General features: G+C 48.1%; 17 protein-coding genes and 3 pseudogenes. 10 read left to right on the top strand and 10 right to left on the bottom strand.

Going from position 1 to position 22,676, the window contains the following annotated elements:
- Nucleotides 1-42 precede the first annotated feature (42 nt).
- The 4 genes from hrpA to IO95_RS00530 all read right to left on the bottom strand — a co-directional run bounded on the left by hrpA (nt 43) and on the right by IO95_RS00530 (nt 7,211).
- A complete protein-coding gene (hrpA, locus tag IO95_RS00545; RefSeq protein ID WP_023490884.1) occupies nt 43-3,930 on the bottom strand; it encodes an ATP-dependent RNA helicase HrpA in 3,888 nt (1,295 codons plus the stop codon).
- Between the two features lie 145 nt (nt 3,931-4,075).
- Nucleotides 4,076-4,399 carry a YdbL family protein gene (locus IO95_RS00540; RefSeq protein WP_023490885.1) on the bottom strand — a complete coding sequence of 108 codons (324 nt, stop codon included), beginning with the start codon at nt 4,397-4,399 and terminating at the stop codon, nt 4,076-4,078.
- An 8-nt stretch (nt 4,400-4,407) separates the two neighbouring features.
- Nucleotides 4,408-4,596 (bottom strand): YnbE family lipoprotein, encoded by a 189-nt coding sequence (locus IO95_RS00535; protein ID WP_369794318.1) that lies wholly within the window; start codon nt 4,594-4,596, stop codon nt 4,408-4,410.
- Between the two features lie 5 nt (nt 4,597-4,601).
- Nucleotides 4,602-7,211 (bottom strand): YdbH family protein, encoded by a 2,610-nt coding sequence (locus IO95_RS00530; protein ID WP_037383295.1) that lies wholly within the window; start codon nt 7,209-7,211, stop codon nt 4,602-4,604.
- A 105-nt stretch (nt 7,212-7,316) separates the two neighbouring features.
- Between IO95_RS00530 and IO95_RS00525 the strand changes: the two genes are divergently transcribed.
- Entirely contained in the window at nt 7,317-7,745 is a 429-nt protein-coding gene (locus tag IO95_RS00525; RefSeq protein ID WP_152554871.1) for a hypothetical protein, read from the top strand.
- A 153-nt stretch (nt 7,746-7,898) separates the two neighbouring features.
- On the opposite strand, the gene IO95_RS00520 is transcribed toward IO95_RS00525, so the two are convergent.
- On the bottom strand, nt 7,899-8,153 hold the full coding sequence (locus IO95_RS00520; protein WP_023490889.1) for a DUF333 domain-containing protein: 255 nt from the start codon (nt 8,151-8,153) through the stop codon (nt 7,899-7,901).
- Nucleotides 8,154-8,571: 418 nt separating this feature from the next.
- Between IO95_RS00520 and IO95_RS00515 the strand changes: the two genes are divergently transcribed.
- From IO95_RS00515 to IO95_RS00505, 3 genes are read left to right on the top strand one after another with little or no spacing between them, the layout of a single operon-like run.
- Entirely contained in the window at nt 8,572-10,839 is a 2,268-nt protein-coding gene (locus tag IO95_RS00515; protein WP_023490890.1) for a hypothetical protein, read from the top strand.
- A gap of 3 nt (nt 10,840-10,842) precedes the next feature.
- On the top strand, nt 10,843-11,931 hold the full coding sequence (locus IO95_RS00510) for a hypothetical protein (RefSeq protein WP_023490891.1): 1,089 nt from the start codon (nt 10,843-10,845) through the stop codon (nt 11,929-11,931).
- Nucleotides 11,925-12,587, top strand: a complete 663-nt coding sequence (locus IO95_RS00505; RefSeq protein WP_023490892.1) for a DUF1266 domain-containing protein — start codon at nt 11,925-11,927, stop codon at nt 12,585-12,587. The genes IO95_RS00510 and IO95_RS00505 overlap by 7 nt, the downstream gene beginning before the upstream one ends.
- Before the next feature lie 190 nt (nt 12,588-12,777).
- On the opposite strand, the gene IO95_RS00500 is transcribed toward IO95_RS00505, so the two are convergent.
- Nucleotides 12,778-13,110, bottom strand: coding sequence for a multidrug efflux SMR transporter (locus IO95_RS00500; protein ID WP_023490893.1), 333 nt, complete (start codon nt 13,108-13,110; stop codon nt 12,778-12,780).
- Nucleotides 13,111-13,308: 198 nt separating this feature from the next.
- Between IO95_RS00500 and IO95_RS25900 the strand changes: the two are divergent.
- Nucleotides 13,309-13,574: pseudogene (locus tag IO95_RS25900) on the top strand (pyruvate-flavodoxin oxidoreductase); the annotation flags it as partial.
- Between the two features lie 259 nt (nt 13,575-13,833).
- Nucleotides 13,834-14,433: a nitroreductase family protein gene (locus IO95_RS00495; protein WP_023490894.1), complete on the top strand. Its 600-nt coding sequence runs from the start codon at nt 13,834-13,836 to the stop codon at nt 14,431-14,433.
- 74 nt (nt 14,434-14,507) lie between these two features.
- Here the strand turns inward: IO95_RS00495 and IO95_RS25895 are convergent, their stop codons facing one another.
- Both IO95_RS25895 and IO95_RS00490 read right to left on the bottom strand, forming a co-directional pair.
- A complete protein-coding gene (locus tag IO95_RS25895; RefSeq protein WP_255351343.1) occupies nt 14,508-14,675 on the bottom strand; it encodes a YnfU family zinc-binding protein in 168 nt (55 codons plus the stop codon).
- A gap of 357 nt (nt 14,676-15,032) precedes the next feature.
- Nucleotides 15,033-15,275: a hypothetical protein gene (locus IO95_RS00490; RefSeq protein ID WP_023490895.1), complete on the bottom strand. Its 243-nt coding sequence runs from the start codon at nt 15,273-15,275 to the stop codon at nt 15,033-15,035.
- Between the two features lie 225 nt (nt 15,276-15,500).
- On the opposite strand from IO95_RS00490, the gene IO95_RS00485 reads away from it, so the two are divergent.
- A complete protein-coding gene (locus IO95_RS00485) occupies nt 15,501-16,871 on the top strand; it encodes an FRG domain-containing protein (RefSeq protein WP_023490896.1) in 1,371 nt (456 codons plus the stop codon).
- Between the two features lie 107 nt (nt 16,872-16,978).
- Here the strand turns inward: IO95_RS00485 and IO95_RS00480 are convergent, their stop codons facing one another.
- A complete protein-coding gene (locus IO95_RS00480; protein ID WP_037383304.1) occupies nt 16,979-17,386 on the bottom strand; it encodes a hypothetical protein in 408 nt (135 codons plus the stop codon).
- Nucleotides 17,387-17,516: 130 nt separating this feature from the next.
- A pseudogene (locus IO95_RS24620) lies at nt 17,517-17,839 on the bottom strand (NlpC/P60 family protein); the annotation flags it as partial.
- Between IO95_RS24620 and IO95_RS00470 the strand changes: the two are divergent.
- The 3 genes and pseudogenes from IO95_RS00470 to IO95_RS00460 all read left to right on the top strand — a co-directional run.
- Nucleotides 17,837-18,160, top strand: a pseudogene (locus IO95_RS00470) (tyrosine-type recombinase/integrase); the annotation flags it as partial. The pseudogenes IO95_RS24620 and IO95_RS00470 sit on opposite strands and share 3 nt — an antisense overlap.
- A 47-nt stretch (nt 18,161-18,207) precedes the next feature.
- Entirely contained in the window at nt 18,208-19,140 is a 933-nt protein-coding gene (gene ttcA, locus IO95_RS00465; protein WP_023490898.1) for a tRNA 2-thiocytidine(32) synthetase TtcA, read from the top strand.
- 381 nt (nt 19,141-19,521) lie between these two features.
- Nucleotides 19,522-22,635: a sialate O-acetylesterase gene (locus IO95_RS00460; protein WP_037383288.1), complete on the top strand. Its 3,114-nt coding sequence runs from the start codon at nt 19,522-19,524 to the stop codon at nt 22,633-22,635.
- Nucleotides 22,636-22,676: the final 41 nt, after the last annotated feature.

Here is a 22,676-nt window from a genome sequence, read left to right as displayed (position 1 = left end):
GTCGCTTGAATAACAGCGGGATCCCCTGCGCAGGTCGATATTTTATAGTGAAAGTTGATCGATAGCCTGCATGATGCGTTTATCAGAAATCGGATAAGGCGTCCCCAACTGTTGGGCAAACAGGCTGACGCGTAACTCCTCGATCATCCAGCGCACCGCTTTCATCTCTTCATCCTGTTGACGTTTGGCTGGCAATTTATTCAACCACTGTTGCCAAGCAAGCTGTACCCGCTCTACCCGCAGCATTTGTGCCCGATCACGGTGTGGGTCGATCGACAGCTTATCTAAGCGGCGTTCAATCCCCTGCAGATAACGCAAGGTATCCGGCAGTCGGCTCCAACCGTTATTGGTGACAAAGCCACGGTAAACCAGGCCTGAAAGTTGAGCTTTGATGTCTGATAACGCCAGTGCCAACGCGATATCAACACGCCCTTTCAGACGTTTATTGATGTTGAATACCGTCGTTAAAATCTGTTCAACCTGCTTGGCAATATCTACCACCGTTTCATTTAGCTCGGCACGCACTGATTCTTGTAACCGGGCAAAGCTCTGCTCTTGCCAAACCAACCCACCATGCTCGGCCATCAGTTTATCGATACCACAGGCAATACAGTCATCAATTAATTCCAGCACCTTGCCATAAGGATTAAAATAGAGCCCCAGTTTGGCTTTATTCGGCAGTTTTTCATGTAAATACTTGATTGGCGATGGGATATTCAGCAATAGTAGACGGCGCGTTCCTTGCCACATCGCTTGCTGCTGTTCCTGCTCACTCTCAAACAAGCGGATAGCGACACTCTCTTTTTCATCTACCAACGCCGGATAGGCTTTAACGGAATAGCCTCCGCGTTTCTGCTCGTAAAATTCCGGCAGTTTACCAAAGCTCCAGATATGCAGGTTGCTTTGCTCCAAGCCATCGTCCGCCACCGATGATAATGTTTGCTGCACGTTAGCTTTCAACTGCTGCTTTAAGAGCGCCAGGTCTCTACCTTCACGTAGGGTTTTCTGCTTTTCACCCACCACGCGGAAGGTCATTTTTAGATGATCGGGAACCGAATCCCATTGCCACGCCTCTCGTGACACCGTCACGCCGGTCATGCGCCGTAACTCTCGCTCCAATGAGTCCAATAACGGTAGTTCTTGTGATGTTACGCGGCCAATAAAGGCTTCGGCATAGTTTGGCGCAGGCACAAAATTGCGGCGTATTGGCTTGGGCAGTGATTTGATCAGCGCAATCACCAACTCACGGCGTATACCGGGGATCTGCCAATCAAAGCCCTCTTCTGCCACTTGGTTAAGAATCGGTAAGGGAATATGAACCGTGACACCATCCGCATCAGTCCCTGGCTCAAACTGATAGGTCAGCCGCAATTTCAGGTTACCTTGATGCCAATAATTAGGATAATCCAACGCGCTAACCCGGTTGGCCCCCTCTTTAATCAACATCTCTTTTTCAAAATTGAGCAGATCAGGTTGTTGCTTAACGGTTGTTTTCCACCAACGGTCAAAATGGCGGCCAGAGACAATTTCATTCGGAATACGCTGATCGTAGAAGCTGAACAAGGCTTCATCATCCACCAAAATATCGCGGCGGCGCGATTTATGCTCCAACTCTTCTACTTCTGCACGTAACTTTAAGTTAGCAGCAAAAAACGTATGTCTGGTCTGCCAATCCCCTTCGACTAAGGCATGGCGGATAAACAACTCACGGCACAGTAATGGGTCAATAGTGCTGTAATTGACCTGGCGAGCGGCAACAATCGCCAAGCCAAACAAGGTCACCTTTTCACTGGCCATTACCGCACCCTGGGATTTAGACCAGTGAGGTTCACTGTAATGGTGCTTAACCAGGTGTTGAGCCAGCGGTTCTATCCATTCAGGCTCGATACGCGCGGCAATTCGCCCCCACAAGCGACTGGTTTCCACCAATTCGGCAACCATCCCCCACTTTGGCGGTTTCTTGAACAAGCCTGAGCCCGGATAAATAGAGAAACGCGCATTGCGTGCACCGCTATACTCTTGTTTATCGTTATCTTTCTGCCCTATATGCGAAAGTAAACCACTCAGTAGCGAGGTATGAATACTGCGATAGTCAGAAGGCACACTGTTCACTGGCAGGCCTAGTTCTTTCACTACCTGACGCAATTGGGTGTAGATATCCTGCCATTCACGCACACGCAAATAGTTGAGGAAATCGCTACGGCATAAACGACGGAACTGGCTGGACGAGTTCTCCTTCTGCTGCTGTTGCAGGTAATCCCACAGGGAGACAAACGCCATAAAATCAGAGTCTTTATCAGCAAAACGGCGGTGTTTCTCATCCGCTGCCTGCTGTTTCTCCAGAGGCCGCTCTCGCGGATCCTGAATCGATAGCGCCGAGGTGATGATCATCATCTCACGCACACTGCCACTTTTCTGCGCTTCCAATACCATCCGTGCCAATCGCGGGTCAATGGGTAACTGAGCTAATTGACGGCCTTGAGGAGTCAATTGGTAGTGGCCATTATCAGCGGTTTTAATCGCCCCCAACTCTTCCAAAAGCCGCACACCGTCCTGAATATTACGCTTATCGGGTGCCTCAACAAACGGGAAGGCGGCAATATCCCCCAGCCCCAACGAGGTCATCTGCAAAATAACTGAAGCCAGGTTGGTACGTAAAATTTCCGGATCGGTGAATTCAGGGCGCGACAAGAAATCCTGTTCCGAATACAAGCGGATGCAAATACCTTGCGACACACGGCCGCAACGGCCTTTACGCTGGTTGGCGGAAGCCTGCGAGATAGGCTCGATGGGCAGGCGTTGTACCTTGGTGCGGAAACTATAACGGCTGATACGCGCTGTTCCGGGGTCAATAACGTATTTAATGCCCGGTACGGTGAGTGAGGTTTCGGCTACGTTGGTCGCTAACACAATACGGCGGCCTGAGTGACTTTGAAAAACCCGGTTCTGCTCACTGTTGGACAAGCGGGCATAGAGTGGCAACACTTCCGTATGCGGTAAATTCAGTTTATTCAGCGCATCGGCAGTATCACGAATTTCACGTTCACCGCTCATAAAGATCAGAACATCGCCAGGCCCTTCTCGCCCTAGCTCGTCGACCGCATCAAAAATTGCCTGTAGCTGATCGCGCTCATTGTCATCCGCATCATCGACCACTGGACGATAACGAACATCAACCGGATAAGTACGCCCAGAAACCTCAATAATCGGTGCATGATTAAAATGACGAGAAAACCGCTGAGGATCAATGGTCGCCGAGGTAATGATCACTTTCAGGTCGGGGCGTTTAGGCAGTAACTCCCGCAGATAGCCCAAGATAAAATCAATGTTGAGACTGCGTTCGTGCGCTTCATCGATAATCAGGGTGTCATACTGCAACAACTGTCGGTCTTGCTGGATCTCAGCCAGCAAAATACCGTCAGTCATCAGCTTGACCAAGGTATTTTCCCCCACCTGATCATTGAAGCGTACCTTGTAGCCCACGCTCCCGCCAAGTGGGGTTGCCAACTCATCAGCAATGCGGTTGGCAACGGTGCGTGCAGCCAAACGACGTGGCTGAGTATGGCCGATTAAGCCTTTAATTCCCCGCCCCAGCTCAAGACAGATTTTAGGTAACTGCGTCGTTTTGCCCGACCCGGTTTCACCCGCCACAATCACCACTTGGTGATCACGGATAGCATTGAGGATCTCTTGTTTTTTCTGACTGACCGGCAGATTTTCTGGATAGGTAATTTTCGGGCATGATGCGCCCCGCGACTGCACTTTTTGCAACGCTCGGGTGATATCACTGTCTATCTCAGCGGCAATGGCCTGCTGAGCCTCTAAATTTTTGACTCTTTTGGCACCTTGCAACCGACGTTGCAGACGCACATGATCACGGAGCATTAAGTCATCCAGTCTAGATGACAATCCCGCGAGCGGAGATTTCACGTTGGGTATTCCTTATTATTCATTCTTTGCTTGAGCTGCCCGCATACCGTTTAAACAGATTAAAAACCGTACTGGCAGAACTCATTGCTATATCAATGTGTTACTACTTACTGCTTACTACTTGGCACACGTAGCAGAACGCTTTTTACTTCTTCAACCACTGGCCATTAATGCCGCGTACATATTCACCCGCCGGCGCGCGTGTCACCAATTTCTGCCCAGCCAGGCGGGCGACACTATCGGGGGCGATATTATTGTTTTCTGCCACTTCCTGATATTTTTGCGAACGCCCCTGGTTAATTCTTTTCACCAAATCCAACGTTTCAGCATCCTGCTTCAATGGCGCAATGTAGCCACTCAGTGTTTCTCCTACGCGTCCTTGTTGCTTGGCTTCATCCAAAGTCAAAGCCTGCACCATCGTGCTGAATGACCAACTGGCAACTAGCCACCATAAATATCGGCGTTTCATCCTGACTCCTAAAAGAGACCGCTATGGGTTTTCAGCAGATTTTCCACATCGCTATCCACTTTGATACGGATTTCATGCTCAATTTTGACATTCATATTGATGGTAATCGGATCTTTGGGTGTTGCTACCTCAATACGCGGTACGCAAGCACTCAGTAAAGTGGCGCACAGTACAACTACCAGCGATGGCCTGGCCATGATATTCATTGTGTTACCCCAGGTTTAGAGAGGGCCTGTTCCAGCCACTCTTGTAAATTGTCACCAAAGCGCAGACTACGCCATAACTGAAACACATTTTCCTGATGGCTATAGTTTAAGATGATGGCACGCTTGGCATTTTTTTGCGTGTTTACCCCATCAATACGCGTTTTCAGCGTCAGTTCTCCCAGATTATCGAGGTCAACCTTAGCCTTTAAGTGGTTGATTTCGACATAACGTAACCAGTCAATAGCGGCACCTGTCGCCAGATTATTACCGCCGATAGCATCCGCCATCTCCTTATCCAACCGTAGCGTCAGCACCCCCGCATTGGCTATCCAACCCTGCTTTACCAACCATTGAGGATGGTTGAGGAAAAGGGGTAATTCACCGTCAATGCGACCTGACATGGCAAACTGTTTCGGATTAAGCACCGTAAACAGCTCGCTGAGGTCGATTTTATCGAGTTTGAGTACCGCCGCTTCATGCTGCGGCATACGCAAGGCTGAGAGGCTGATATGCCCATTAAGCATTTCCAGGCTGACGTTACTTAATGTCAGGGGATTGGCCTCGCTATAAGGGTAATTCCCTTGTAAGTCAGCGGTAATATTCTGTATGGCAAACAGGTTATTGAGTGACTTGATGCGCAGCATCACTGGCCGTTTGCCGCCTAATTGCCATAAATGGTTTTTTAGCCGGTAAGGTAACACAAAGTCCAAACCACTCATTTCCCCATCACTCAGCCACATGCCGCCATTACGGACCACCCAATGGCCGCCAGCCGTAAAACCTTGTCCGCGCGCTGCGGAAAACGCTGACTGGGCATAAAACTCCCCTTGCCGCAGTTTGATATTCAAATCCGCTGGCAATAACGGCTGAAATACCGTTAACGATTGTTTCGGCCACCAACCCTCACCCCTCAGGCGCTCACCATCCCAGCGGCCTCGCAGGCTTATCGGACCAATCTGCTCCGCCAACAAACGCCCCTGCCATTGGAAATTATCAGGCTCCTTGCCATTCAGTTGCAGGTCCAGCACCGTAGGTGGCAGATAGCTACCCTTACTGAAGCTCACTTTATCGGTAACCAGTTTAAGGCTGCCGGCAAATTGTGGCGCAACGGCCGTACGCTGCCAGATGATCGGTTGCTCAAGCGTCAAACGTGGTGCGGCTATAGTCATCTCGCCATATTTAAGCTGATTAAACCCGGTAGACAAACTCTCTAAGGTAATGCGTGTATCCTGCCAGCGCCCACTGCCTGCGATATCCCAGGTGGCCTGCAACGGTGGCAGTTTGCCATTCCCCCAGTAGCGCCATTGCCAGTTGCCCTTATCGGGCCAGAAATCTTTTGCCTGACCATCCAGATGCACATTGGATTGCCCCCAGTAATTATCGCTGACAGCAATAATCGCCTGTAAACGGCCAGTAATTCCCGCTGCCGTCACCGTTACCCCAGCAAGTGGCAGACGAGCCTCTTCCAACCGGATGCCATCCGCCGGCTCCCCCCACGCACGTAACAGCGAGCCAGGGAGTAAAGTCAACGTGGGGTTAAGGATCGAACCATTAATCATGCCCGGAATGGAAGCACTAGCAGAAAAATCAGCCAGATTAGCCTGACCTGTAAGCTGGAAATTGAGATTGCTGTTGATTAAATCTACCTTACCTGGGCCTAAGGTGAGTACCGCATTACCTTTACCATTATGGCCAGTAGTGATGACATTGAGGCGAGCAGTAATTTGAGTGTCAGCCAGCCCTTTGCGCCAATCATCTAATGCCACACTCAGGCCACCACTAAGGGGTTGATCAATATAATGCCAATGCCATTCACCTTGCTCAATGCGAATCTGCTGAGGGGTTACTTGCCAGGGCAGGCTTGCCAAGGGGCGTGGACTCCCCTGTTCGGTTAACGTCAACAGGCCCTGCTGCTGTTGCCAGTGTAAATCCAACAACAACGGTTTTTCAAAGTAGGTGGTCTGTATTTCGCCTTGCAGAGAGCCCTGCGGCGGCAAACTATCCAGCGCGATGGGCAGAGTCATTTCCCCAGTCAGTTGTAACGGCTCCCCCCCAGCGAATGGCTGGATAATGAATTGGTTGAGCGTTAACTGCTGATGTTCATCCAGTTCCGCTTTAACAGTAAGATTATCCCCCTGATAATCCAGGGAGAAGCGTTTGGCCGATGAAGCGAGTTGTACTTTACCGGCATAGGTTTGCCAGGGTGTGAGTGTCAATAGATTGATGCTGAGATTAAATGCTGGCAATTGGTTTTGTAGGCGATCTAGCGCCAGCGGAGGGCTGTCTGTCTCTACGGGGAGTTTCGACAAACAGGCTGTATCCACATTGAGTTGGTCACTGCTCAATTGCCACTTGCCGCGTTGATAAGACAAACTGAGCGCGTTGACAGTGACCAGGCTACAATCCTGGGCATTAAAACGGACATTAGCAAGATGCAACGCCCCATGCTGCCAACGTAAAGGCCCTTGTAACACCAGTTGGCTACCTTGGGGCAACCAAGGCGCTACCACTCGGGGCAACCAGCTCGGTAAGGTTTGCCATAATGTCACCACCAGTAGCACGATTCCTGCTAATATCCCGATGGCTATTTTAAATTTTTTTGTCATCAAATACTGACTTTAACCTTGATAAACATCATCTACATCTACATGGCGCTAATGATGGCATGAATCCCCTGCCAGGTGAAGAAATGGCTAACGCGGTGTACACGGATGAAAGAGATGACCGAAGTAAGGAACACTCACATGGTTAATAAGAACGAACGCATCAAAGCACAGGTTAAACGCGTGGTGCTTGCCGCTTTGTTACCTGCCTTGGTAGGCAGCATGTTGATGTCCATCTTGGGGGTGTTCGTCACTGGTGAACTGGCAATCTTTGCCAAAGGGATGCTGATGTTCCCATTGTTTGCTTATTATGCGGTTGGGCTTCAATCCATTGTTTACTCTGTGATATTAGAATTTATCATCAATCCTTATATTAAAAATCATCTGTTAGCCATAGCAGCCAGTGTTCTTTTCGGCGGGCTAGTGGGGGGTATGCAATTTGCCTTTTTCGGAGTGATTTTAGGGGCATTGACTGGGGCAATTGTGGGCGCTTATATACGCCAACTTTATCGTCAGGCAACTCAATCAACTCAATAACCGCACTTAACCCTTGTAACACTAGCCCCAAGCCATTGGCGGTGATACCGTGGTTCTCTCTTGGCGGCTTATACTTAAAGATGACCGGAGCCAGGGCGATTATTCTGGCCAATTTATCTCACCAATCCAACTCCGGTAGTCAGCTAAGTGAGATTATTTGGCACAAGCAGTCATGCTGAGCGCTGAGTCTTCACACTGTTTACCATTTGGCAATTGGCACATCCTGATCGCGTCACCATTAAGTGTGTGGGTCATGGTGGTCACCCCGCCAACATTGGCACAATTCGTGCTGGTCGGAATCACGCCAATATTGGCGCTTGTGGCAAGCTGTGCGGGTTCTTCGTGGTTGCTACTGCAAGCAGCCAAAGAGAGTACGGCACCGACAAGCCACCATTTTGCTTTAAACATGATATCTCCCCATAAGACTGTAACGATACTGATAACTGATATTGATAATTTGGCGAAGGCTATTTTGCTGCGCCGCTGGTAGCACCTTTATTATACTCAGCATTCTGCTTAATGCGTATTTTTTAATATGAATCTGGCTTATAGAATATGCTCGAAATAATTCGACATTCTTCCCGAGGTGGCCAATAGTCACATTTCACATGATTCTCTATTCTGCTAGCCGAACACCTTGCCAGCAACGCTACTCATCAACCCGCATGTTCTTCATGCAGTTAGCGACAAATTGTCTTGGCTGACATGACGCAACGCACTGTTTGATATTCGTTCTATCTTCTGTGAAACTGCAACTTGATTTTAGGTGAACGACAGGAAGGGATCTCTCCTTTCACTATTTCTTACTTTTGCTGAGAATGAAATCATGCCCACTCTTCTGCGCGGTAGCCAGCTTGATGCTTGGCTTGACCAGGTCTACGAGGCTGTCGAACAAAATAATACTGCGGATCTTACCCCTGATCTAAAAACCAATATGCTGCGGGATATGCTCACTGCTCAGGAGTGTGCACCGGATGAACCGGGGGCACTGTATCGGCTGCAACGCTTATGGTGTATCGCCGGAGAGGTTGAGAAAGCGCTCGCCCTGATTGATCAATACGCTCCCTTGATCTTGGTTATCGAGGAACAAGAAGAGCGGGCTGATTACGAATTCAATATTGCTTTCTGGCGTCTTGACGCTTGGTGCTTTACTGACGATGTGGAAAAAATCAGCGCCAGCTTAACAGATGTAGCAACGGCATTGCTGTCCCAAACGAAGCAGGGAAACGGGATAAGCGCCTGGCACAGGCTGATCAATGTCGCAGAAAACCATAAACTGTGGGCGCTGATGCGCCAATTTGCCACAAACCGACTGGCTGCGGAACATGCGTTGGAACAGCGAAGCCAGTGGCGTGCCTTCGATTCGTCAAAGATGCATTTGGCCCTGTGCCGCAGTTTCCATTTTGAAGGCCGAGCAGCCGAAGCTAACGAAGCAGCGCAAACCGCTATCAACGCCCTCTCCGAAGCGGGAAATGAAGAACAAGTGGGGTTTTCTGACTGGATAACATTGGGGGAATCCATTGTTTTCATCTCTCCGGCTCTTATTCCTCAAACCATCGCCTATGCACGTCTCTTGCTGCCTAAAGATATCGCGCCGGGAAAGCTACGTGATGCAGAAATACAGATCGCCCGGCTAGAAGCCAAAATGCATTACTATGCAGGCGACCTGGATAAAGCGATCGCCCGGGCTCGTGATGGGCGTTATGGTTTGACAAGTGATTCAAACGATAATTTTAGTGCACTCTTGCTGCGCTGGATCCTGGAGGCGGGCCGAGAAGATGAAGCAGCGGAGCTGGCATTTGAGTCTGCTAATGGAGAGCGCCCTGGCTCGCAGGAAGAAGCTTTGCAGCTTGCCCTGGATAAGGTTAACACTACCCCGAATATTTACTGGCACCTGACTCTTGCCGGTGCAGCCCTGCGTGAAGGTCAGCAATGGGTTTGTGGTAATGAAGATAGCCAGCAGTTTTACCAGCACCATCTGGCACAGGCCAGAATACTCGACCCCGCCCACCCCAGCTTACTCAGCCATGAAATTGAGCGCATGCTGGAAGTGGAAAAAAAACCGCCTGAGTCGGCGTTGCCTCTGCTGGAACAACTTACCGCCCTACCGGACTTTCCTCTTTTTTACAACCTAGTAAGCGCACTATTAAAAGCCCGCATGCAAATCCACGGTATCGACAAAATGCTGTCCATGCCTTTTGTCCCGACAGGAGCAGCAGGATGGGAGTACAACATGGGGTGCATCATCGAGGATATCTTTGCCGACACCTTGAATAAAAAAATCCCCCAAGAGCTACGTGATAAAATTTACTCCCTACAAGGCCGTTACTACCAAGAAGGCCTGAAACGCTTTGAGGCTTTTTTTGCCAGCGGCAAAGGCCATTTCCGCGATGCAGACATCCATGTCTACTCGATGCTCTGCAATAATCTCGGTATTTACTATCGCAATGACGCCAATAGTCCAGACCATGCGGGAGATTGCCGAACAGCTATTGAGCTTCACCGTAAAGGACTCACAACCAGCCCGTTTGCCGAACATTACGACTCTATACTCCAGTGCCTGGTGAAACTTGAAGATCATGAACGGATCATCGAAGCAGGGGAAGATCTCTGGCATTATTCAAATCAATATGGCTATGGTCGCCATTCTCCGCCGGATTATTTTCAACAGGTTACCGGCAGCCTGTCAAAAATTGATCGTGACTTGGAAATCGGTATTTGGCTTGAACGGCTGGACCAGTGGTTTGCCAATCAAGATAGGGAGGAAAGCGAGAAAGACTATCGCCTCTGCCAGGCTTGGATCCTTGCCCAAATGTCTTGGGAACAACCCGATGATGTCGCCATTCGCCTAGCCAGTGATTGCACTAATCTGGAGAAATTTATCGCCCAAGAACCGGGAATTGCCATATACCTTGGGCTTGCCTACACAGGATGTAGCCGTTTCGACGACGCACTGCGCCACCAGCAATTAGCCCTGAAATACAGCCTTAAACTAGGAGAGCAAGAATTAGCCGATCTTGCTCGGCGTAATATTGCCTCGCTGAAAAAGCATCAAATCAAAGAAAATAAGCCTTGGTGGAAAATCTGGGGGTGATAGATGCAACAACGCTTTCACGGGGCTTATGCCCCACGCAATGTCATCAACGCACCTGAGATCAAAAAGAGCATTCGGGCTCGCAGCAAAAAGCGGGAAGATACCCCAGAGGTTGCCGCTTGGCTGGTAAACCATTTTTACCGCCATGTGATTGGCAATTTTCAAACCACTTCCCCCGACCTCTGCCTCATTACTTCCTTGGGGGCAGCGGCAGATTTATCCGGCTTCAAAGGAGGGGTGCCAGAATGGATCAGCAAGCGCTTTGCCGCCAATATTCCTCTGTATTGGATTGCCCCAGAAAGCGAAGCGCTACTTGTTCTTGAAAGCCGAGTCCTGGAGTTTCTGGTGAGCCGCACTGGGACTTCTCTTGAAGGCAAATTGATGCGCATCACCTGCCCTCAGGCACTCACGTTATATGAAGCGGAACACAGGGTCTTTGAGGCCAGAGCACTGCAGGGCTGGCGCCAACATTCACCAGAGGCCATCAACGTAATTCAGACCAGTCCTTTGGGGCAATTTGTTGAGTTGTTACCTGACTCCCCAAAACTAAGGGACGAAATGGCTTATGAAAGCCAGATGATGCGCCATTGCCTCGGGCAGTTTGACAACCGTCAGGCTCTGGAAGGCGGCTATGGCGAACACTACGCCAAGAGTTGTGAAGAAGGAAAGCTGCGCCTTTTCAGTTTCCGTTCCAGCGAACAACTGCCCCACATCACCATCAGTGCGTATGTAGAAGCCGATGGCAGGTTACGTATCGACCAAGTGAAGGGCAAACAGAACTGTCCTCCGATTGCTCGCTATCAAGAAGAAGTACGCGCCTTTCTCAACACCCTGCCCTGCGTCCCCTGCTTTCCCCCTGACCTGACAGCTATCGGGCTAGCGTACAGCCGCCAGGGCTGGCTGGCGATTGAACAGGTGCAAGATGAGGATGACCAGCTCCAGGTCATCAACCATGCTCCCAAACTTGCGGAAAAACTCCGCAACCTGACCCCGGCAGCGCAATGGCTGCTAGCTGCTAAATCTCCAGCGCAATTGCCTAATCTGCCTCTTTCCCCTTATATCGCCAAAATTCTGGGAATACCCCCATGCTGAAGTATTTTATTCTATGGGTTCTAATCTATTTCTTTTTTGTATTTTTTCGTGCTGCCAAAAAGCGCTGGTATGAAGAACCAAACCATATTGATTTTTTTGACGACAAACTGGAGCCTGCTTGGGCACATGCTCTGTTACTGGCTCACCCTTATGCCAAAGAACGTATGGAAGGTATTTATTACCAGTCACAAACCCCGGGCGTGGCAGACGAACTCCTAAGAAAACGGTGGCAAAATATACTTTATACCTATCTGGACATGCGCCCATCTGGCAATCAGGAAAACGTCACCGCTGCGGTTACTCAACAGCTCTACCAGCGGTGGTACCGCCTAGGGTTGGAACCCCTGCATCCTAATGATGACATGCGGGCAGCCCTGGCCTTTTCCTGTGCTCGTGTCTCATTCTGCGTACAATTGTGTTTTCTGCTGGGCTGGATTGATGAGACCTGCCGCAAGGACATCTTGATGTATAATGGCATCCGCGCCAGGGACTGTTTCAACAATTGGGAAGAGTACGGCACCGCACTACTGCGTGGGCGAACCCAGTGGGTGGCAGGTGGGCGCAGTGACTCCATCGGCATGGCGCTGCCAGAGACCGAGGTTAAAACCTGGCTGGATAACCCCAAACACCCCTGGTCGCTGACTCCCTGGTCCTGACGGTCGAACCTCCGCTCTTTTTATGAGCAGTTTTTAAGCTCATGCAATCTGCATTTCTGACTCGGGGTATCAGTCTCCGGCAATAACTTGATGGTTAGCATGAATGGAGCGGATGAACAGTAAACACAGGAGCATTGTCCTTGCCAGCAACCCTACGATTTGATTGGTGACGGGGATAAATAACCCCTAATTAATGAGCTGATGCCTTTGACAATAAATTAATCACCAATACCCCGGCAAGAATCAACCCAATCCCAATGACTGCGGGTAAGTCCAATTTTTGCTGGTAAATAAATATTGCCGCAATAGAAACCAGCACAATCCCCATTCCGGACCAGATGGCATAAACAATGCCTAATGGCATGGTTTTCACGACCATTGACAGCCCCCAGAATGCGATAACATAGCCCACGATAACAATTAACGAAGGCCATAAGCGGGTAAACCCGTCCGCTGCTTTCAACATTGTCGTCGCAATCACTTCAGCGATAATCGCCATAATTAAATACATCAAACCAGTCATAATTCTGTTCTTCTTTCTGTCTTGGTCGCCTTGCCAATAGTCGCGTCTGGCACAGATTCCCGCCTCTCTGGCGTTAAGATAGGCAGGATGATATGTAACGATTAATTTAATATTAACCCCAGACAATAGGGTATCGCAGTGCCCCTATTGTCACCATCACTTTATGAATGAGCCCGTTATCTCCGCCACACAAACAGGTTAAATATCGCGTATAGCCCTTGTGAAGTGCACGGTGACGACTTGGCATTTAGCCATGAACAGATGAAGCAGTTGACTGCAAGCGGATTTTGGCCGCTGTACCACTTCGATCCCCGCGTGCCCATGACGGCATGGCGGCATTAATGCTAGACTCTCGCCCACCCAATGAGGAGCTAGCAAATATTTTGAACTAATAACCGCATTTTCCCCGCCTGAGTACGCAACAACCGCAAGTCGCAGCTGTACTTTACAAGATTGCCGAACAATAGTTGCAAGAAAAGCACTCTTTTCTTAGTCTACTGGCGGGTTAACAGACCTCGGCGTAAGCTCTTCTAGCGCAACCTATTCGCGTCCATTTTTATTCTATTTTATTGAACCATTCTTGCAGTTTATTTTGATTTCAATTGATTTATGATTGTTCCATTATTTATCGCACCTTGATACGCCAATATGACCAACAACATCACTGAGCAAATGCCAGTGATCATGGCGCAAAGATAAATCACATTGCTTCAGGAGTCTTTCATGTCAGATAACTTTATTGCTCTTGCACAAAAACGCAGAACTATTTATGCCCTTGGGAAAAACTTACCCGTTTCCGAGCAAAACGTCATTGATACCATACAAGAAGCCATCCGTCAGGCACCTTCAGCTTTTAACTCACAAAGCTCCCGCGCATTGATTCTGCTGGGTGATAAGCACGAAAAATTCTGGGATCTTACCCTGGAACAACTGCGCAAAATTGTGCCTGCCGCAAACTTTCAGCCCACCGCTGATAAAATTGCTGGCTTCCGTAACGCTGCTGGCTCGGTGCTGTTTTTTGAAGATCAGGATGTCATCCAAGGTCTTCAACAGCAGTTTCCGGCCTATGCCGATAACTTCCCTGTTTGGTCAGAGCACAGTTCTGGGATTGCGCAATATGGCGTATGGCTGGCTTTGGCTGAAAAAGGCATTGGTGCCAACCTGCAACACTATAATCCGCTGGTTGATAGCGATGTTCAGAGCACCTGGAATGTACCTACAAGCTGGAAACTGCGCGCACAAATGAACTTTGGTTCCATCGAAGCGCCTGCAGGAGACAAAGCGTTTATGGATGATGCTCAGCGTTTTATCGTTGCCAAATAATTGACTCCCTCCCTGCCCTGATTGAGTGCGCGGGGAGACCTAGCTTGGCTCCGTTTAACAAACGGAGCCTTAAATTATGGCTTATCGTCTCCACGTCGAAAGTAATAGCCACAGTGGGGGCAAATCATCGTCATATTTTTTCTTGATTTATGCGTACTCTGTTGAGCAGTGCGCGAACATTTAGGACATCTAACATCTACTGATTTGCTACCAAACATCTTAAAGCTATCAAAGATAGACATATCTTTTATCCAGTAGAGACGTTGGATCCCAGTGTACGCTTAAATGCTGATGATTAGGCTTTTCAATTGTTTTTTCTTCTCTCTTTGTGTTGCCAAGCCATTTTTTGGCTATCAATCCGCAATAGGGGTTGTGAATGATCAAAAACAAGAGGACTTAACAGCCACACCCTATCCCTTTAACGCCCATCCTACTATCTGCATCGGGCAGAGACTGCAACTTACAGCGACTTAGGTATAATACGCATTGCCCCTTTTTATTGCTCTTAAAGCCTATAGTTTTTTACTTGCAAATCTCTTGCAGCACGGGCTCAAAACTAACAGCCAGCTTTGAGCGAGGAGCTGACGTGATTACTTTGATTAAGCTAATTCCCATGGCAAATCTTTACGCCTATTTACTGGTCTAAGAGTGCCCTCGTCTCTCAATTGTTGAGCAGCCCAACGAATATCATATTGCCACGTGTACAACATATCACCTGAATTTTTGAGGTCTGCTTCATAGTTATCCCAGACGTACTTTGAGACTTCACGAGGCCTGGCACTGCCATTCCGCTCTTGAAGACACTCAATGATCCATTGTTTCAAGCTTTCTTTAGTTACCATCATATCTCCTGAGCTATTCCATTGATAATATACCTTGATACTAGCAAGGTCCGCTTTGGCACAGATCAAGACAATGTTTGCTGATCTCGGTCTGCTTCGAGCGTGAAGCGGACATTGCTAACAGCGTTCTATGTGAATCCGCGAGGCACAGATTACGCAATGTTTAAAAATTAACCATTTCTGGCATAATGAAAATACAATGTAACTCATGCAAGGATGACATACATGTTGAATCTTATCGTGGTCGGTAATCCCGATTATCACAGTTTTTTCTCTGACGATCGCGGTGAAGCGTCTTTTCCGGTTTCTCGGCTTTTTGAATCCACCCCTGACTCACTCAGAAATAAACTGCTCCCCCTGACCAGCAAAACCTATCAGTTTCTTCAGGAACTGCCGGTCATCTTTATGACAGAGCCGGAGTTTGAAGTTGATGAGGAAGGCGATACAGACGGTTATTACAGCCATATCAGTATTGGAAGAATAAATAACATCAGAGCAATAACTATAAAGCGAGAAAAAGTTCTGGCTTTTAACTATGAGTTAACCGGTATCATCGGCAAAGAGTTATTAACCAGTGAAAAAGAATACGTCAGGAAGCTGGAGCTGGGCAGCTTCGGGCTGAACAGAAATTTCTGGGCAGTCAAGGATATAGACGTTAAAGAGTTTTTCGATATATTAGGTCTCAGTGTATTAGCCCCTGAAGCTTCCGCTGCGGTTAAAACCGAAGCACCTGACAATAATGAAGACCTTGAGGTAATTTCGGATATCAATCAATATCTAAAAATCATACTGAATCATCCTCAGGAAAATAATGAAGAGGTGTTTTACCGGGGTCACTCCGACATCAGCTATCAGTTAGAACCTTCGCTGTTCCGCAAAGATAAGCAGGGTAACTATCGCTACCGACATCACGAATCGGATATGATTACCGAGCTGCTGACGGTTCAACCCGCCGAGTTCAGAGATGACCGCTATATGCTGGATAAGCTTGTACGCATGCAACATTATGGCTTACCCACGCGCCTGCTTGACGTCTCAACTAACCCGCTTATCGCACTCTATTTCGCGTGTTCAAAAATCAAACGAGATAAAGATGGAAATGAAATTGATGGCAACGTCATTATATTAACGGCACCCAAAAGTGAAATTAAGTTTTTCGACTCCGATACCGTAAGTTGTATAGCCAATCTTTCCCGACTTCCATCACGTATCAAAAGCAACCTGAATACCAGCTTGGCGACTCAGGCATTTAATGCCACCGAAGAGTGCGAGCATTTGCTTCATCTGATCCGTGATGAGAAGTCCTATTTCAAAAACATTATCGATCCGGCACATCTGAGTAAAATCGTTTTGGTTAAAGGGCGGCTCAGCAACGCCCGCATTTCGTCTCAGTCTGGAGCGTTCCTCTTATTTGGCGAAAACGTGGACCTACCAGAAACGGGGCTAAGTACGCTGAACGTCAGAAAACTGGTGATTAGAAACAAGGAATGCCTGATGCAGCAGCTCAGCCGCTTCGGCATCAACGAAAGTACGGTTTATCCTGGTATAGAGAAAGCTGCAACAGAAATCGCCAAACTCTATGATGGTCGGCGCTGATAACCGATAGGCATACGGTGCCACTGTATGCCTTCCCACGATATTCATGTGTGGTGGAGTTCATATTTTATCCAATAAAAAAGGCCACCTAAGTGACCTATAGTTGATTATTTAACTCGCCACATTCTGTATTGCCCCCAGAAACCCACCTCGCTTATATATTCCTGAGGTGTTCCGTCAGCTACTAAATCAAGGGTTTTTCTCATTCCCATAGTTAATACATTACATTCATTACTGACACGAAGCTTATGAGGACCATTAGCAAGATAAGCCGTAACAAACTGGTTTTGTTTCAAAACGGCAACATTTTCATCATCGATAGCAATAAGGAATTTACACACTCCCCCGCTCCCCGCGCCAATAAATTGTTTATTTCTTGTCACGGTAACTTTTGTTTGTTGCGTACCATTTTTGGGTATGACTATTTCTTTATTTAGAATCTCTTCCGCTGGTCCATATGGACGAGCACAACCAGCCAAAGTCAGAGCAGTCAGAGCCAGAAGTATTTTTTTCACATCCCTATCCCTATTGGTCATAATCTGCTACATGATATCACCGCTTGACGACAGAAACACTATTCGATGGGGTGCTGAACACGTCTATAACAGCGGTATCCGCACCCGATACGGACCGATAATATCGAAGTTAGATAATTGTCCGATATTGCCAATACCCATCATACGGCACGCGCTGGCTAAGCTGGCCGTACATATGGTGGATCATCATTCCATCACCGATGTAAACACCGGCATGGTTCGGCTCATCCGCTCGTATCTGCATAATGATTACATCGCCAATCTGCAGATCATCGGCAGTCGGTACAAAACCGGCTTCGGCATAGTGCTGCATGTAGAGGTTTTCACCCCGGCTCCACCACCCGTCTGCCCGCTGAAGTTTTGCAACGTTGCGTCTCGCTCAAGCTGGTACCAATCGCGGATGATGGCGTAACAATCCCAGAAGCCATGTATGGGCACACGGAAAAATAGAAACTCCATTTTGTGTTTATGCCGTGGCAAGCTAAAGGGGAACAAAAACCGTATTACTCATTATCCTCGATTGGTGCCAGATGGAATGCCGCTGTAAAACACGCTGGTATTCGGCGGCGTAATCCGTACCATACACGACATACTTTCGCATGCTGGTTATTGTCGGCCGGTGCAAACCCCTCTTTTATCGCTAATCAGATGGGGCATGATAACGCGCAGATGGTGTACGAGATTTACGGAACATGGTTCGAAGAACTGAATAATGAACAGGTGAACATGCTCAACGCCAAGCTTGCTCAGTAATACGTTTTGCCCCAACTTTGCCCCTTTTGAGATTTGAGAAGTAACAAATGAATGAAAATCAAGTAATTAAACCTAATGAGCAGTACAACCTGAACAAATTGCAAAAACGCCTGCGCCGTAACGTCGGGGAAGCGATCGCGGATTTCAATATGATTGAAGAAGGTGATCGCATCATGGTTTGCCTGTCAGGTGGTAAAGACAGCTATACCATGCTGGAGATCCTGCGCAATCTGCAGCAAAGTGCACCGGTCAACTTTTCACTGATTGCTGTAAACCTTGACCAAAAACAACCCGGTTTCCCTGAGCATATTTTGCCAGAATATCTGGCAAGCCTAGGCATTGAATACCAGATTGTTGAAGAGAATACTTACGCTATCGTTAAAGAGAAAATCCCTGAAGGTAAAACCACCTGTTCTCTCTGTTCTCGCTTACGCCGTGGCATTCTTTATCGCACCGCCACTGAGCTTGGTGCCACCAAAATTGCTCTCGGCCATCACCGTGACGACATTTTACAGACGCTGTTCTTGAATATGTTTTACGGCGGCAAACTGAAAGGTATGCCTCCAAAGTTGATGAGTGATGATGGTAAACATATTGTGATCCGCCCTTTAGCCTACTGTCGCGAAAAAGACATTGAGCGTTTTGCCCAGGCAAGACAATTCCCCATTATTCCGTGCAACTTGTGTGGTTCACAACCCAACCTGCAGCGTCAGGTGGTTGGCGATATGCTGCGTGACTGGGATAAACGCTATCCTGGCCGCATCGAAACCATGTTCAGTGCCATGCGAAATGTGGTGCCTTCCCATCTTTGTGATACCGAACTGTTCGATTTTAAAAATATTCACCACGGCAGTGAAGTTATCAATGGAGGGGATCTGGCTTTTGATCGTGAAGAGTTGCCCCTGCAACCGATGGGCTGGCAGCCTGAAGATGAGGACTCGCCAACCCTTGAACGCCTGAACGTATTGGAAATTAAATAGCACACTTCCGCCCGTCTGCAGGCGGATTATTGGATCGCGGTAGGAAGGCAGTGATCGGCCTCCCGCGACTAACACACCCTGCTTCTACCTTGCATGTTCGGCGTAAAAATGCTGCTTTCCAGCAATGCTAATGTGTAACCGTGACTTACGCTCTGCGCTGGTAAGCCGAGGGTTTATCAACAGGCACGTTCGGAACCCGTCTGAGGCATCTGCGCAGACGGGCTATCGTTAATTACGCCCTGACTAAGAATTTTCTTTGAAAAAACGTTGAAAAAACGCTCACCTCTCCGTATACTTTTTGGCCTGTTTTTATTATCGCTGTTTCAAACTGATTAATAAGGTCGGCACCATGATGGTGTTGGTTGTAACGTAGAGGGAATTATGTCGTTAAATGTTATCTATGTAAGTGCCAATGGCACTAAAAATGCGCTGGGAACCGAGAATAGCCCCATGGATTTGGCTACTGCTGTTTATGCTGGGGGCGAAAATAGCATTATTGTCCTATTGAATTCCGCTGGGGCAATTCAAACATCTGGCGTGGCGCTGTTTAAAAACCAGTATATTCTAGGTGAAGGAGCCAGCGCAGTGGTGTATCACGCCGATGGTGTCACCACTGAGAATTATACCGCCCCTGGATCAGGTGGCGCCCTGTTAAACGGCATATCAAAATATAACGCCGTCGTTGGCACCAATATGCATACCGAAGGTCCTGCCGTGGTAGGCGTAACGGCCAGCGGTGGGGTAAATAATGCGGGGATTATTGCAGAAACACGCTATAACTTTGTGTTGTCTGGCCAGTCGAACATGGCGGGTTGGGAAAATGTGGCTGATTTTGATCCTGAACTCCGTAGCGTACAGGAGCAGGTTAAAATCTGGACGGGTAAACAGTTTGAAAGCTTGACGCCGAATAAAAATACTAATCCACTGGAATTTGGCGCCGCCCCAGCCAAGAGTTGGGCGGGTTCTGAGTTGTCTCTTGGTGTTAACCTGACACAGGCATTAGGCTCAGAGGTCTATCTCACCAAGGTCACATCCGGCGGTACTTCTATCGTTCGTTGGCTGAACGGCGATATGCTCACCCACATTTTTACCAACACACTCAAGTCATCACAGGCGATTGCCGATCAGGGATATGCGCCATTTATCGGTGGCGTTGGTTGGACTCAGGGGGAACATGATTACGGCCGACACAGTGACTATGACCAGAAGCTGCTCACCTTGCTTGCCCGTATGCAAACCGAATTTGCCATGGAAGACCTCAAATTGATAGCAAGTGGAACTTCTCCTTACCTAGGAGGACCACAAATAGAAGCCGAGTTGCAACAGGCTGCTAATGCATCTGATCGTATTGAGTTTTTCAGCATGCAACACTTCCAGAAGTCGTCTAACGGACTGGTACACTTTGATGCGGAAGGATATTCCTACATGGGGTATCAGTTTGCCGTCAACTTATTGAAAGATCTAATGGGTAGTCCCGTATCACAGGAGGATATTACCGGCTATATCCCTATGTGGCTGCGGCCTGTAGCCCCTGAGGCCAATGACGATCGTGTCACCGTGATCGCAGGCCTCACGGATGACACCGGTAATGTTCTGCTCAATGATAGTGACTATAACCCGCAGGCTATTCATGTTTCAGCCGTTGGCAACCGCATGGACGCCGTTGGCGAATGGATTAACCTGGAACAAGGGGGGCGCATCCAGATTTCCGCCAATGGGAAATACATCTTTGAGCATCAAGGTGCCTATGCCGATCTGGCCTTTGGTGAATCAGTGCGGATTGCCATCGACTATCAGATCAGCGATGAAGCTGCGTTGACCAATCATGCCCAACTGCAGCTGGTGATTTACGGCCAAGGCCCTGCCGATCAACATACCACTATTTATGGTAATCAAAACAATAACGTCCTGACTGGCAGTGACCAGAATGACATTATCTACGGTTATGAAGGTAATGACGTTATTTATGGCAATAACGGTAGCGAAATTATATTTGCCGGTGCAGGCCATGACATTATCTATGCGGCCAAAAACGGCAATACGGAGGATGCTGAGGCGCGTCATATTATCTATGCTGGCGAGGGCTCTGATACGGTCTATGGCGCCAAAGGGGACGACTTTATCGACCTGGGTGAAGGCAATAATACCGTACGCAGTTACGGTGGTAATGATGAAATCATTGCTGGGGATGGCAATGACAATATCTTTGCTGCTTCCAATAACCTTCAACTGGACAAAGGCTTCACCAAGCAGATCAACAGCGGTGCAGGCAATGACTATATCGAAACCTCGGACAGCGACGATACCATCGTAGGTGGTGATGGCAATAAACGTATTTACACCTATGGCGGAACAGACAGTATCAAGGTTGGTAACGGCGATAATACGATTAGGGCTTACGCCACAGACCGCAATGATGATATCAATGTCACTAAGACCATCATCAGCGGTAATGGCAGAGATATAATTGATACATCCTACGGCAATGACAAAATCATGGTAGGCAACGGTAATAAAATTATCCGTACCTACGGCGGTAATGACACCATTACTACGGGTAATGGTAATAACTATATTGATACGGCCAGAAACCGCAATGAAGGCAGCGGCAATACCGTTAAGGTTATCACTGGCAGTGGTAACGATGTGATCCACACTGGGGCCAGCAATGATCTGATTGATTCCGGTGATGGTAGCAACACCATTTTCAGTTACGGCGGTGATGATTATATCAAGACAGGCAGCGGGAACGATAATATCCATGCCAATGCCAGTAACCGCAATGACGACATCGGTCACAGTAAAACCGTGATCAGCGATGGTGGCCGCGACGTAATTCATACTTCCTATAGTAATGATACAGTGATTCTGGGCGATGGCCAGAAAACGGTCTTCACCTACGGCGGTAATGACAGCATTACCACGGGTAACGGTAATAATTACATTGATACTGCTGTAAGTCGCCTCGCCGGTAGTGGCAACGAAACCACGATCCAGACGGGTGATGGCAATAATGTGATCCACACCAGTAGAACAGATGACTATATCGTGACCGGGAACGGGAATGACATTATTCATGCTTACGGTGGGAATAACATCATTGAGTCTGGTGGTGGCAATGACATGATTTTTGCCTTTGATCTCGACCGTAATAATGACAAAGATAAAGAGAATTATATTGACGCTGGAGCAGGTAACGATACGGTCCATGGCACACAGGGTGAAGATACCATTATCGGTGGGTATGGTGATGATACCTTATACGGCTACACGGGCAACGATCTGTTTATTTTCAGCGACAGTGCGGGTAAGGACATTATTGCGGACTTCAATGTTAAAGATGACAAGATATTGTTCAGCAACTCAGCTTTGAGCTTTGACGATCTGCACTTCAAGGCGGTGAATAACGACACGATAGTGTCTTATTTTGACAGCCAGATTACTCTGCGAGGAGTTGCAATCGTTAATATTGAAGAAAACCTGTTTATTTTCTGATCCTTTCATTTATCTAATGACAACAAGGGACTATCCCATTG

It is taken from the genome of Serratia sp. DD3, assembly GCF_000496755.2.
This window is presented reverse-complemented; position numbering and strand designations above follow the sequence as displayed.

What these genes read in the sequence shown, in the direction of transcription:
- IO95_RS00495 (WP_023490894.1), top strand. Translation starts at nt 13,834, where the DNA reads ATGTCAGATAACTTTATTGCTCTTGCACAAAAACGCAGAACTATTTAT.
- IO95_RS00540 (WP_023490885.1), bottom strand. Translation starts at nt 4,399, where the DNA reads ATGAAACGCCGATATTTATGGTGGCTAGTTGCCAGTTGGTCATTCAGC.
- IO95_RS00525 (WP_152554871.1), top strand. Translation starts at nt 7,317, where the DNA reads ATGAAAGAGATGACCGAAGTAAGGAACACTCACATGGTTAATAAGAAC.
- IO95_RS00505 (WP_023490892.1), top strand. Translation starts at nt 11,925, where the DNA reads ATGCTGAAGTATTTTATTCTATGGGTTCTAATCTATTTCTTTTTTGTA.
- IO95_RS00460 (WP_037383288.1), top strand. Translation starts at nt 19,522, where the DNA reads ATGTCGTTAAATGTTATCTATGTAAGTGCCAATGGCACTAAAAATGCG.
- IO95_RS00520 (WP_023490889.1), bottom strand. Translation starts at nt 8,153, where the DNA reads ATGTTTAAAGCAAAATGGTGGCTTGTCGGTGCCGTACTCTCTTTGGCT.
- IO95_RS00530 (WP_037383295.1), bottom strand. Translation starts at nt 7,211, where the DNA reads ATGACAAAAAAATTTAAAATAGCCATCGGGATATTAGCAGGAATCGTG.
- IO95_RS00500 (WP_023490893.1), bottom strand. Translation starts at nt 13,110, where the DNA reads ATGACTGGTTTGATGTATTTAATTATGGCGATTATCGCTGAAGTGATT.
- IO95_RS00510 (WP_023490891.1), top strand. Translation starts at nt 10,843, where the DNA reads ATGCAACAACGCTTTCACGGGGCTTATGCCCCACGCAATGTCATCAAC.
- IO95_RS25895 (WP_255351343.1), bottom strand. Translation starts at nt 14,675, where the DNA reads ATGTCTATCTTTGATAGCTTTAAGATGTTTGGTAGCAAATCAGTAGAT.
- IO95_RS00535 (WP_369794318.1), bottom strand. Translation starts at nt 4,596, where the DNA reads ATGGCCAGGCCATCGCTGGTAGTTGTACTGTGCGCCACTTTACTGAGT.
- IO95_RS00485 (WP_023490896.1), top strand. Translation starts at nt 15,501, where the DNA reads ATGTTGAATCTTATCGTGGTCGGTAATCCCGATTATCACAGTTTTTTC.
- IO95_RS00490 (WP_023490895.1), bottom strand. Translation starts at nt 15,275, where the DNA reads ATGGTAACTAAAGAAAGCTTGAAACAATGGATCATTGAGTGTCTTCAA.
- ttcA (WP_023490898.1), top strand. Translation starts at nt 18,208, where the DNA reads ATGAATGAAAATCAAGTAATTAAACCTAATGAGCAGTACAACCTGAAC.
- IO95_RS00515 (WP_023490890.1), top strand. Translation starts at nt 8,572, where the DNA reads ATGCCCACTCTTCTGCGCGGTAGCCAGCTTGATGCTTGGCTTGACCAG.